Genomic DNA, 12,317 nt, shown 5'->3' on the forward strand with positions numbered 1-12,317 from the left:
ATTGAAGGAGGAAGTATGACAGATAATAATTGGTCACTAACCTATGATGATGTTGTTAATGGTGTCAAAAATTATGGCCGCGAAAGCTTGTTGAGCTTAGGCAATGGTTTTCTTGGATGGCGTGGTTCATTGGTAACAAGTTCTTATGATGATGATTTTTATCCCGGATTATACGCTGCAGGTATTTTTAATCAAACATCAACACCAGTTGCTGGACGCGCAGTTATTAATGAAGATCTAGTTAATCTGCCAAATGTACAATTAATTCGAATTTTGGTTAATGGCCAACCATTAGCGATAAACCATGAGACAATCATGTCATTGAAACGGCAATTGCATTTTAAAACAGGTGAATTAGTTGATCAATATCGTGTTTTGGTAGATGAGCATGCATCACATTTTGTTGATATTGAAACCATTAAAGTTATTGATCCAGTCAATTGGCACCGTTTAGCCATGCAATTTAAGATAACGCCAAATTTTGATAGTGAGTTAACAATTGATGTTGAAATAGATGGTAGCGTTGAAAATAAAAACGTTGCCCGATATCGAGATTTTGATTCCAAAGAATTCACAATAGATTCTGTCACTGATAGGTCAATGCTTATTAAGACACGAACAACTGATGTCAGTGTAGCGTTGGCTTCACAATCACATGGGCAAAATGTCACATCGAAAACAATCTTAACGACAAGTGCTCAATTATTAGAGCGTTATAGCGCTAAAGTAGGCACAGGCCAGACAGTGCAAATTGATCGCGTCATGGCTGTTGCCAGCAGTCTTGAAACAAACCAAAATCTGGTCACGTTTGTTCAAAATGAAGTGAGTCAGACGACGTTTAAAGAAATCCAGCAATTAAATGGTCAATATTGGCAAGCGCTTTGGGAGACAAAAGATATCCAAATTACTGGGGATTATGCCCTGCAAAAACTGACGCGAATGAATGTTTTTCATTTGAATCAGATGGCAAATCGCAATGCTAATCCGCATTTGGATGCGTCAATTGGCTCTCGAGGGTTAACTGGTGAGGGTTATCGTGGTCATATATTTTGGGATGAACTGTTTGTCTTGCCTTATTACTCGGCCAATGAACCAGATGTCGCTCAAGCCATTTTAAAATATCGTACAAAGCGGTTGGCAGTAGCTGAAAAAAATGCTGTATCTGAAAATGAAGTGGGTGCGATGTATCCTTGGCAATCTGGTATGTATGGAGATGAACAAAGTCAATTAATTCACCTCAATACCGTTGATAATACTTGGATCCCAGACAATTCAAGATTACAGAGACATATTTCATTAGCAATTGCCTATAATATGTGGGCTTATCAAAAAATTTCAGGTAAATTTGACAATCTTGATGATAGTGGCCTTGAAATGTTGTTAAAAATTGGTCTTTTTTGGATAAACAAAGCTCAAAAGATCGATGATCGCTATACTATTAGTGGTGTTATGGGACCAAATGAATTTCACGAAAAAGTACCTGGCGCTGAAATTGGCGGATTAACAAACAATGCATACACAAATATCATGGTAGTCTGGTTGTTAAATTACATTCACGACTTGTCAAAGAATACGGCAATTAACTTTGACCAAGTGGCACGTCAAGTTGGATTTACTACAGTGGTACAACAAAAAGCCAAAATACTCCGACATCAATTGAAATTAACAATTAATCGTGATGGTATTGTGGCGCAACATGAGGATTTCTTTAAATTAGCAAAACTTGATTTTTCAAAATATGAAGAAAAGTATGGTGATATTCATCGTATAGATCGTTTGCTAAAAGCAGAGGGTAAATCGCCAGACAACTATCAAGTTATCAAACAAGCTGATTTTTTGATGCTGATTTATAATTTAGGTGCAGCGCATACAAAACAATTAATTGAACAATTAGGTTATAAACTACCTGATGATTGGTTAGCTAAAAATACGGCTTACTATTTAAAACGCACAACACATGGCTCAACAACTTCTAGGCCAGTTTTTGCTGGCATTTATGTCGAATTAGCACGTCAAGGAGATAGTAATTTTGAAAATCAAGCATACGATTTCTTGATTGATGCTATTGGTTCAGATTATTACGATATTCAAGGCGGTACCACAGCTGAAGGTGTTCATATGGGTGTGATGGGAGAAACGTTATCAGTTATTCAAAATGCCTATGCTGGTGTAGATATGTTACATGATGTGTTTACAATAAATCCGCGGCTACCAAAAAAATGGTCGAAATTAGTTTTTACACAACGATATCATGGTACAAAATTGGACATTCAGTTAACACCTGAGGCATTAAAAATAGTTAGTGATAAGGACATCACTATCAATGTTTATGGACAACAAATTGAACTCATAAAAGAACAAGAGAGGCGGATTGCATATAATGGTTGATTTTTCTGATATTAAGGGTTTCACATTTGATTTAGATGGTGTCATAACTGATACGGCTAAATTTCACGAACAGGCATGGCGTCAGTTAGCAAGTGAATTACATGTTAATTGGTCTGACGAACTTGGTAATCAGCTCAAGGGAATTGGCCGCATGGATTCGTTAAATATGATTTTGGCAGCAAGCGGTGAGCAAGATAAATACAGTGAGGAAGAAAAACAGGCATTCACTGTACAAAAGAATACGCATTATGTTGAATTGATTCAAAAAATAACACCAGCAGATATTTTACCAGGCATCACGGCATTCTTAGCTGAAATTAAAGATAGGGGTTATGTGGCGAGCATTGCCAGTGCATCAAAAAATGCGCCTAAAATACTTGAAAAATTGGGAATTACAGATAATTTTGTTGGGATTGTAGATCCGGCAACCTTATCTCACGGAAAGCCAGATCCAGAAATATTTATCAAGGCGGGGCAGCTATTACAACTTGAACCACACCAAATTATTGGTTTAGAAGATGCCAGTGCAGGTGTTCAGGCAATTAAAGCCGCTGGACAAACTGCACTTGGTATTGGAGAGTCGGCTAAATCAGCTGATCCACAGTTATGGGTAGAAAGTACGGTAGAAATCACGCTGGAAAAAATAGAACATGAATTAATGATAAGTGAGAATAAAGTATAAATTAAAAAGCTATGCATTACAATGCATAGCTTTTATTAATCCATTAGTATGAATTAATAACTTGAGAAGGATAAAAAGGTATCATGATATAATAGTACTATTAAGTTCAGAAGGTAGATTTATGATTATTCAACATGCGATTTTGCACATTCTTGATACAAATACTGGTAATTTAATTGCTTCTCAAAATGAAATGTCAGTAGACAATATTGGTATTCACGATTATATCGAAAAATTGGTCAGTAAGATATATGGTGGGGATGTTAAAGTTGGCACATTAAAATCTGAAGACTATTTGCAGAATATGTTATCAATCCAAAATTTTTCAGAAATGACAACGGCACTAGCAACAAAATTATTTGATATTATCTCAGAAAGCCAAACAATTCAGCCTGGAGACATGCTGAGTTTTCAAGCATCTACTGAAGATGGTGCAATATTTGGACTAATCAAATTAAATTTCGTACCACGCTACGCTCATGCAGTTGAGTACATTGATGATCAAATGGTTAATAATCTTGTGTTAAATCAAGCGATATTACCAGCTGCCACGCAAATGGTTGATGAGGCTATTTTAGTAAACACAGAAACAAAACGTTATCATTTACTTGAAAAAAAGCATTTGATTGATGGCCAACGTGTAGCATATTTTTCTGAAAAATTTTTAAATATGACGCCAGACACATCAATAAAAGAAAATCTGCAAGTTATTAAGCGGGCAGTTAAAAATGTTGCTGAAAAATATGATAGTGCACCTGAACATGAAGCCCTTGCTAAGACTCAAGAGGTTATCTATGAGGGTTTAGAAGCAGGTAGTATTGATACTGATATGATTGCTGAAAAAGTATTTTCAGATAATGTGGCTGCCAAAGCGCTTTACAAAGAAAAAATAGCAGAAAAAGTTTTTGCCAAATCCATACCAGTAGATAATACGCAAAAGTATGAAAAAAATATCGTGTTCAAAAGTTCAAGTTAGATTCAGGTATTGAAATTTCTATTCCAATGGCTGTTTATCAGGATCGCACGAAAGTTGAATTTGTTAATAATGCCAATGGCACAACGTCTTTGATTATTAAAGATATTGAAACCATTTTAAATAAATTTACGGTATAACTTTTTAAAATTTGAAACACTATCATTTGAGATTAAGTGTACGAGTTATTGTTATAATAATGTCATGGAGGAACGTAACCAACAGCCATCAACGGTGTTGGTTATAATAAAAATATGCCTTATAAAGATTCATATGTTGCTAAAATTCGTGAGCTGGTCGGCCATGATTTTGAATTAGTCATGCCAACAACTGACGTTGTCATTGAAAACGATCAAAATGAACTACTGATGATTTATAATCGTGATTTTCAAGGCTGGGCCTTTCCTGGTGGTTATATTGAACCCGAAATGTCATGGCAAGAAAACGCGTCACGTGAAGCATTTGAAGAGGCTGGTGTACGGGCACATTCGAATGATTTAAAATTAATTGGCACAATATCTGGTCAAAATTTTGTTGCGCACTATCCTAATGGGGATACTGCTAAACTTTATACTAACGTATTCCTCCTAAATCGGTGGGAAACTGAAGATGGCTTATTGGATGATACGGAAATTGATGCCAAAAAATGGGTATCACCCAAAACAATTGATCATATGCATCTCACCTTTTCTGGTCAAGCAGTCTATCGTGTTTATCAGCAATATAAAAAAACAGGTGATACGCAAGTGTTGACGCTTAATCGTGATATTCAAAGATTTATAGATGCTCAAAATGGCCAAATAGTTGGCACAAATAGTTACGAAGATGCCTGCAATGAGCTAAAAAACGGTCAAAAGAAGACGCACTGGATGTGGTTTGTGTTACCGCAACTACGTGGTTTAGGACATAGTGAGCGCGCAATTTACTATGGCATTGCAAATAAAGAAGAGGCGCGTGAATATTTATCAGACACAATCTTAAAAACGCGTTTAGAAACGATTGTGTCGATAACTTTGACTGCAGCAGGACATGATCCAATCGCTTTGTTTGGTGAAGTTGATGCTGAGAAATTCCAAGCCAGTTTAACTTTATTTGATCAAATGACAGATTCTGATTTGTTTCAACAGGCATTAGATAAATACTTTGATGGGCAGAGACATGATAAAACATTGTCATTGTTACAATAAAAAACAACTTGCGTTTTATACAAACGCAAGTTGTTTTTTATATGTCTAATTAAGCGCCAGTATAATCAGGTGCTAATTTATTAACAGGCGGTGTAAATTTACGCATTGACTCAGCAAGATGCACAAAATTTGTTACTAAATGGTGATTTGGTGCTTGTGTACCATTTTTATCTGCTAGGTTGGCAATCCAACCGTTGATGTAGTCAACTTCTGTTGGTCGTCCTTTCACAAAATCCTGGTACATCGAAGGGAAATGCAGTGGATTAGCTACATTAGAGACATAATCGACTTGTGCAACCATATCATCTCTTGTTTCAATCAATTCAATCCCTGCAGCTTCAGCTGCGTCATAAGCCTCGTTAATTAATGGACGTGCAATGCCTTCTAGAAAGCCATCATATGCCATTAATTGACCCATTCGAGATTGAAACATTGTAGCAATTGAATTTTCTACTGCATTAAAAAAAACTTTGGTTAATAAGGTACCCATGAAATTTTCGGTATAAGAAGGGTTTAAATGAGCAGCTTTAAAATCTTTTTGTACTGCATCCATTGTAGCGGAAGGTTTTTCAGTCAGATTTGCATAAACGGACGATCCTGCATTTTCAGCACCCATGAAATCAACGTCACCAAAGTCATTTAAAACTGTAGCAATCATGGCTGTTCCACCGATAATATGTTCATCGTCAAAATAATTTTGTAATTTTTCAATGTGACCCATACCATTCATAGCACCCAATGCTGTTTGCCCATTTTTGAATTTAGGTGCTAAACGGTCAAGCGTATCTTGTAATTGCATTTGTTTCATGAAAAAAACCCAAACATCGGGTTCACCATCATATGCTTCGGGTGAGGAAATATTGATTTTTATTTGGTGACGGTCCTTGTGATCACGTGACTTCCAAACGGTATTACCTTGCGCAACAATTTTGTCGAGACTAGCTTGAGTTGGTTCGATAAAATCAACCGGTACACCAGCATTTTCTTGGAGTAGAATACCATACCGCAACCCCATCGCCCCTGCGCCAACTATTGCATATCTCATATGTGTATTCTCCTTTGTATTATTGATGTTATTATTCTAATCTAAATCACATTTTAAGTCAACGGTAATCTAATTTATTTAACTGTGCACTTGCCTAAATTTACCGTATAATAAATACCATAATGTAATTTCAAGGTTGCAAATAAAGGAAGTTTAACATGTCTAAAGAAATTTATTTAACAGGTGATCGACCAACAGGTAAGTTGCATATTGGTCATTATATTGGGTCATTAAAAAATCGTGTACGGATGCAAGATTCTGGTGAATACTCACCTTTTGTCATGATAGCTGATACGCAAGCATTTACAGATAATGCCCGTAATCCAGAAAAAATTCGTCAGTCGTTAACTGAAGTCGCATTAGATTATTTAGCTGTTGGTATTGACCCTGCAAAAACAACGATATTTGTTCAATCACAAATCAAGGGTTTGTTTGAATTAACAGAATATTTTATGAATTTAGTTTCCGTTGCCCGTCTTCAACGCAATCCAACTGTGAAGTCAGAAATTTCACAAAAGGGATTCAATGAGGGAATACCAGCTGGATTCTTAACTTATCCGGTTTCGCAAGCAGCCGATATTGCCATTTTCCGTGCGACTAAAGTACCAGTTGGAGACGATCAAGAGCCAATGCTAGAACAAGCACGTGAATTGGTGCGGTCATTTAATAATGCCTACCAATCAGATGTTTTAGTTGAACCCGTTGGTGTGTTTCCACCTAAGGGACAAGGGCGTTTACCAGGTATTGATGGCAACGCCAAAATGTCTAAATCGCTTGGCAATGGCATTTATATTTCCGACGATACCGATACGATGGCCAAAAAAGTTAAATCAATGTATACTGACCCATTACACATTAATATTACTGATCCCGGACATGTTGAAGGGAACGTTGTTTTCACCTACTTAGATATTTTTGATCCTGATAAAAAGCGTGTGCAAGACTTGAAAGATCACTATACAGCCGGTGGATTAGGTGATATGAAATTAAAAAAGCATTTAATTGATGTGATGGATGCAGAAATGGCACCGATTCGTGAACGTCGTGAAAAATATGCGCAAGATATTCCTGCAGTTTTAAACATGTTAAAAGAAGGATCCATTCGTGCCAATATTGTTGCCGAAGCTACGATGAAAGATGTTCGCCATGCAATGGGAATAGATTATTTTGGTTAACAAAATCAATAGTAGTATTTAATTTAATAGACATAGCATGCTAATACTGGATTAAAAATTCAATATTAGTTTTTTTATATCAAAATAGCAACTAAATTTTAGGTCCTAGCTAATCAATAATCTTAGAATTTTTTGTACAAAAAAAGAGCAAAAGCTCTATATCGTAATGTTTTTAATTAAATGACTATTTTATTGTCACGACATGGTTGTTATTGACCAGGCGTTATGCCGGTATCTTCTGTTGGGCTAGTGTTAGTGTCTGATGATGTATCAGTATTGTTGTCACCAATTGGACGTAGTGAATTGGCAATTGTTGACAGTTCAGCTGGTACAGTACCACCATAAGGTAAACCAGTCTCTTCAGATTTCAAGCTCAAAGCTTTACGCGCAATATTTGTAATGCGTTGTTTCTCTTTTTGTGGAACAACTTCGTAGGATACATTGTTGCCGTCTGCATCTGGATAGCTCGTTCCCACACCTTGTACATGTTCAGTTACAAGATTGTTTTTTGCTTTGATATATTTGCTGGCCATTGTGGTCATATCTCCAAATGTTAGATCCGTGCGAACATTTTTTGAGATAGTAGACATAAACTTGTCGTTTAGTAATGTTGATAAGTTTGCCGATTTTTTAATCAATCCTTCTAGTACTATACGTTGTCGTTTCTGTCGACCGTAATCACCGTCAGGATCATCATAGCGCATGCGAGAAAAAGCAAGTGCTGCGTCACCATTCATACTGGTTTTTGATGCAGACCAGGTTTGACCGTTATCGTCAGAATGTTCGAACTTATCGCTATTTTTGTGAAAACGATAAAGATTTGGACCATAATCGTGCGCTGTTTCCTGGCTGTAAGTGAAATCAATTGGAGATTCTACTGATATACCGCCAACTTGATCAACCATATTTGCCAAACCACGCATGTTCACTAAGGCATAAAAGTCAATTGGTATATTTAAGAATGCTTCAACTGTTTTAATTGATGTTGCAGTTGAACCGTAGGCATATGCTGCGTTAAGTTTTTGTGGAAATGTGTTTTCATAACCAACAATTGATACCATTGTGTCACGTGGTAAGGAAATCATTGTTGTTTGTTTAGTTTTTGGGTTGATAAGCAGAAGCATCATAGAATCAGTACGTCCTCTGTAAGTACGTCCCAATTCACCTGTATCTGTACCATATAAAAGGACAGATATCGGACGGCCATTTTTAATGACGTTAGAAACATTACGTGATTTCGTCAAACCAGCACCGGCAAACGATTTATCAACCACACCTTTGGTACTATCAATTGTTCGCCAAACAAACAAACCAGCAATGATGAGTATGAGTGCGCTGAGAGAAAAAATGATATTACGTAGCTTGTGGCTAGGAGCCTGATAGCGTTTAGCACGTGAGTTTGGTTTAGGATCCATTAGGGAAGATCTCCTGAATTTTAATTTTGAAGTGCTCTAATTTGTTTGGAATAGGTGGCAATATACTGATTATACGGAAAATACAGGCAAAAATGCTAACTAAATTAATAATAATAGATAGAGATAAAGACAATATTAAATTATTGCAAAAATTAATGAATTATAAAAAGAGACATTGATATAATGTTACAATTATCGTGATAAATAAACAAGAGAGTTAATAAAATGTTAATCCAGCCAGACAAATTAAGAAAATTCTTTATACTCATATTTGGTGTGCTATTTTTAGCATTGGCAATTCAAGTACGGTTTGATATGTTATTTATGCATGTAATTGATAATGGTATGTCTTTGGTTGTTCACAATTTATTACCGCAAAATTTACAAGGATGGATTGGTTTTGGCAATTTATTTGCACATTATTGGGTTGTTCTTTTAATCATGGTTTTGATTACGAGTTTACTTTATCTAATGGATTATAAAATTGCGATGGGTTGGTTCATTGTTAATCAAATTTTAACTATGATACTGTCGTTAGTACTATCACTCATTTTACAAATTCATTGGGTGAATGGTATTGAATTTGGGCCAACTATACCAAATTTGTTATTGGCATGGTGGGTGCAGTCTCTGGCAATAATTGCGGTTGTTATTGTGCCACGTTTTGTTAAAAATCAGCGGGCATGTTGGGTAATCACTGCACTATTTGTTGTTTTGTGGTTATTAATTTTACTTGCTGAAATACAACGAAATGATATGCCACTGTCTAGTGGGTTAGGGTCACTATTTTTTGGTTATTTCTGGTGGCAGTTCAGCGAACAACAGTATAGAAAGCATGCTAAACATTGGCGACATGTATTAGAAATTGACACTTTAATTTAAAAATGATATGATATTCAAGTTATCAAAGAGGTTGCAACCAACATAAGTCACGTAAATGAGCCCGCCATGGGCCTTGAAGTTACGTTAAAGGGGCGGTTGCCGAAATATTATTCTTGGCAGAGTAGTATTGGGCTAATAATTAATAGTTGTTAGACTGTCACGGCGACGTGGTGTGCTTTGGAAAGTTGATGATATAATGACTTTTTGAACCTCTTTCTATATGTAGAAAGAGGCTTTTTATTTGCCTCAATTAGGGAGAATTTTTATGAGTGAACAAAATGGTGGAATGAAACGTAATCTTAAAACGCGCCATGTATCAATGATAGCTCTTGGTGGCTCAATTGGTACAGGATTGTTTGTCGCTTCGGGTGCAACTGTAGCGCAGGCTGGACCGTTTGGTGCAATTGTAGCTTATTTAGCCATTGGCGTAATGGTCTACTTTTTAATGACAAGTCTAGGTGAAATGGCAACATATTCACCTACTTCAGGATCATTTTCAGATTATGCTGGTAAATATGTTGATCCTGCATTAGGATTTGCCATGGGCTGGAATTATTGGTTCAATTGGGCGATTACACTGGCTGTTGATATTGTTGCTGTTGGACTTGTTGCCGAGTTTTGGTTCCCGGACACACCAGGTTGGATTTTTTCAGCAGTTGCGTTATTGTTTATTTTTTTAATCAACTTGTTTTCAGTTGGCGCGTTTGGTGAAGCAGAATTCTGGTTGTCAATGATTAAGGTTATCACGATCATTGCGTTCTTAGTTGTCGGATTGGCAACAATTTTTGGCGTTATTCATTCAGATGTCGATGTCGTTAAAAACCTATCTGTTGGTAATCATGGTTTTGTTGGTGGACCACAAGCTATTTTATCAGTCTTTGTTGTTGCTGGCTTTTCTTTTCAAGGGACTGAATTAATTGGTATTACAGCAGGTGAAGCGCAAGATCCTGATAAATCAGTGCCAAAAGCTATTAATCAAGTTTTCTGGCGTATCTTGTTATTCTATATTTTGGCTATCTTTGTGATTTCGGCCTTAGTATATTATCAAGATCCACGTTTATTAAGTTCATCAACAGAAAATGTTGCTGTATCACCCTTTACAATTGTCTTTAAAAATGCCGGTATTGCCTTTGCGGCAAGTCTCATGAATGCGGTTATTTTGACTTCTATTGTGTCTTCAGCTAATTCTGGTTCATATGCGTCAACACGTATGCTATATGCCATGGCACGCAAGGGCGAGGCACCTAAAATATTTGCCAAGGTTTCCAAGCGTGGTGTCCCTGTTTCTGCATTAATTTTAACAACAGCTATTGGTTTATTAGCTTTTATTGCTAACACAAAAGGTGGTGCTGTTGCCTATACTTGGCTGGTTAATGCTTCTGGATTGACAGGATTCATAGCTTGGGTTGGTATTGCTATCTCACACTACCGTTTCCGAAGGGCTTACATTGCCCAAGGAAAGCAACTCAGTGATTTAAAATATAAGGCAAAGTGGTTCCCATTTGGACCCATTCTTGCATTAATTATTTCAATGGGTGTGATTATTGGTCAAGACCCTAAGAGCTTTACAAACCTTGACTGGGAAAAAATTGGTGTAACTTATCTATCTGTACCGCTATTTGTGATTCTCTTTGTTGGATATAAGCTACGTCATAAAACAAAGAAAATTAAATTAGAAGATGTCGATCTGACACAACAACGTTAAAAGTATATGAGCTAATTTAGCAAATATGCTTTTTTTATTATCGTTCTAAAAATTTGGCGTAATGTATCAAGGATTTAAATGGTTATTATTAAGTAGAATCTGATATGCTATATTTAGTTATTAATGAAGTGCGAAAGTTACAATTTTTCAGTGAAATCAGTAAGTTGTGAAACATCTTCTAATGAGTAGGGCGTCAGCAATAATTTATGACCAATAAAGAGGAAAAAACATGAATCCAATTATTATGATTAGTATGAATATGTTAGCTGTTTATTTTGTGTTCTGGTTAATTAGGCCAATTAATTTTGCTAAATTCATGCCGTACACACCAACTCAAGCCATGTTTTTGAAGATTGTCATAGCCATTGTTGGTGGCTATATATTGGCTAGTTTCTTTATTGCAATGACTAATTGGGTTATAGAAATGCCAAATATGGTAAACAATTTGTCAAAATGATGTTAAGTATTGACAATATTATTTGTATCGTCTATAGTTAGTAACAACATAATGTTGAAAAGATGAGTACTTTATCATGCCTTTTTCAGAGAGCTCGCGTGAGGTGAAAGCGAGTAAGGCGGCAGATTGGAAAATGGTCTTGGAGTTATAATTGATACGAGCAAACGAGTACTCATATGTACTACGTGTAAGTTGAAGTCGGATGTTTCCGTTAACAAACAACGTATAATCCAACAGCTACTACAGATGTTCTCGAAGGTAGTGTTGTGACGTACGTCTTGAGATGTGGGTGTGAGAATCCTACATGAACATCGGGTGGTAACACGTTATTTAACGTCCCGTAGTATCTATTATTTATAGATACTACGGGATTTTTTTGTCGCCGTGAAATATGTTCAAATCAAAAAT

General features: G+C 36.3%; 9 protein-coding genes, 1 pseudogene, 1 riboswitch and 1 other annotated feature. Of the genes and pseudogenes, 8 read left to right on the forward strand and 2 right to left on the reverse strand.

Going from position 1 to position 12,317, the window contains the following annotated elements; translation table 11 throughout:
* Window positions 1-15: 15 nt before the first annotated feature.
* The 4 genes and pseudogenes from K5Q13_RS05885 (at window position 16) to K5Q13_RS05900 (ending at window position 5,230) form a co-directional block, all read left to right on the forward strand.
* Window positions 16-2,388 (forward strand): glycosyl hydrolase family 65 domain-containing protein, encoded by a 2,373-nt coding sequence (locus K5Q13_RS05885; RefSeq protein ID WP_220740781.1) that lies wholly within the window; start codon window positions 16-18, stop codon window positions 2,386-2,388.
* The gene (gene pgmB / locus K5Q13_RS05890; RefSeq protein WP_220740782.1) at window positions 2,381-3,070 is read left to right on the forward strand and encodes a beta-phosphoglucomutase; all 690 of its coding nucleotides are present in this window, start codon (window positions 2,381-2,383) and stop codon (window positions 3,068-3,070) included. Before K5Q13_RS05885 ends, pgmB begins: the two co-directional genes overlap by 8 nt.
* Window positions 3,071-3,191: 121 nt before the next feature.
* Window positions 3,192-4,183: pseudogene (locus K5Q13_RS05895) on the forward strand (nucleoid-associated protein).
* A 114-nt stretch (window positions 4,184-4,297) separates the two neighbouring features.
* On the forward strand, window positions 4,298-5,230 hold the full coding sequence (locus K5Q13_RS05900) for a DUF1810 family protein (protein ID WP_220740783.1): 933 nt from the start codon (window positions 4,298-4,300) through the stop codon (window positions 5,228-5,230).
* A 49-nt stretch (window positions 5,231-5,279) separates the two neighbouring features.
* Here the strand turns inward: K5Q13_RS05900 and K5Q13_RS05905 are convergent, their stop codons facing one another.
* Window positions 5,280-6,275 carry a ketopantoate reductase family protein gene (locus K5Q13_RS05905; protein ID WP_220740784.1) on the reverse strand — a complete coding sequence of 332 codons (996 nt, stop codon included), beginning with the start codon at window positions 6,273-6,275 and terminating at the stop codon, window positions 5,280-5,282.
* A 158-nt stretch (window positions 6,276-6,433) separates the two neighbouring features.
* On the opposite strand from K5Q13_RS05905, the gene trpS reads away from it, so the two are divergent.
* On the forward strand, window positions 6,434-7,450 hold the full coding sequence (trpS, locus tag K5Q13_RS05910) for a tryptophan--tRNA ligase (RefSeq protein WP_220740785.1): 1,017 nt from the start codon (window positions 6,434-6,436) through the stop codon (window positions 7,448-7,450).
* Between the two features lie 209 nt (window positions 7,451-7,659).
* On the opposite strand, the gene K5Q13_RS05915 is transcribed toward trpS, so the two are convergent.
* Window positions 7,660-8,865: an LCP family protein gene (locus tag K5Q13_RS05915; protein ID WP_220740786.1), complete on the reverse strand. Its 1,206-nt coding sequence runs from the start codon at window positions 8,863-8,865 to the stop codon at window positions 7,660-7,662.
* Window positions 8,866-9,090: 225 nt separating this feature from the next.
* On the opposite strand from K5Q13_RS05915, the gene K5Q13_RS05920 reads away from it, so the two are divergent.
* The 3 genes from K5Q13_RS05920 (at window position 9,091) to K5Q13_RS05930 (ending at window position 11,909) form a co-directional block, all read left to right on the forward strand.
* The gene (locus K5Q13_RS05920; protein ID WP_220740787.1) at window positions 9,091-9,747 is read left to right on the forward strand and encodes a phospholipid phosphatase; all 657 of its coding nucleotides are present in this window, start codon (window positions 9,091-9,093) and stop codon (window positions 9,745-9,747) included.
* Window positions 9,748-9,764: 17 nt separating this feature from the next.
* Window positions 9,765-9,933, forward strand: a riboswitch (Lysine riboswitch).
* Window positions 9,934-10,012: 79 nt separating this feature from the next.
* Window positions 10,013-11,452, forward strand: a complete 1,440-nt coding sequence (locus K5Q13_RS05925; protein WP_220740788.1) for an amino acid permease — start codon at window positions 10,013-10,015, stop codon at window positions 11,450-11,452.
* 229 nt (window positions 11,453-11,681) lie between these two features.
* The gene (locus K5Q13_RS05930) at window positions 11,682-11,909 is read left to right on the forward strand and encodes a DUF1146 domain-containing protein (protein ID WP_220740789.1); all 228 of its coding nucleotides are present in this window, start codon (window positions 11,682-11,684) and stop codon (window positions 11,907-11,909) included.
* A 45-nt stretch (window positions 11,910-11,954) separates the two neighbouring features.
* Window positions 11,955-12,253: a binding site (T-box leader), on the forward strand.
* Window positions 12,254-12,317 lie beyond the last annotated feature (64 nt).

The sequence above is a fragment of the Leuconostoc miyukkimchii genome, assembly GCF_019656055.1.
Classification (GTDB): Bacteria; Bacillota; Bacilli; order Lactobacillales; family Lactobacillaceae; genus Leuconostoc; species Leuconostoc miyukkimchii.

Excerpts from the sequence above, each read along its gene's own strand:
- trpS (WP_220740785.1), top strand. The coding sequence starts at position 6,434 with ATGTCTAAAGAAATTTATTTAACAGGTGATCGACCAACAGGTAAGTTG.
- K5Q13_RS05905 (WP_220740784.1), bottom strand. The coding sequence starts at position 6,275 with ATGAGATATGCAATAGTTGGCGCAGGGGCGATGGGGTTGCGGTATGGT.
- K5Q13_RS05930 (WP_220740789.1), top strand. The coding sequence starts at position 11,682 with ATGAATCCAATTATTATGATTAGTATGAATATGTTAGCTGTTTATTTT.
- K5Q13_RS05900 (WP_220740783.1), top strand. The coding sequence starts at position 4,298 with ATGCCTTATAAAGATTCATATGTTGCTAAAATTCGTGAGCTGGTCGGC.
- K5Q13_RS05885 (WP_220740781.1), top strand. The coding sequence starts at position 16 with ATGACAGATAATAATTGGTCACTAACCTATGATGATGTTGTTAATGGT.
- pgmB (WP_220740782.1), top strand. The coding sequence starts at position 2,381 with ATGGTTGATTTTTCTGATATTAAGGGTTTCACATTTGATTTAGATGGT.
- K5Q13_RS05915 (WP_220740786.1), bottom strand. The coding sequence starts at position 8,865 with ATGGATCCTAAACCAAACTCACGTGCTAAACGCTATCAGGCTCCTAGC.
- K5Q13_RS05925 (WP_220740788.1), top strand. The coding sequence starts at position 10,013 with ATGAGTGAACAAAATGGTGGAATGAAACGTAATCTTAAAACGCGCCAT.
- K5Q13_RS05920 (WP_220740787.1), top strand. The coding sequence starts at position 9,091 with ATGTTAATCCAGCCAGACAAATTAAGAAAATTCTTTATACTCATATTT.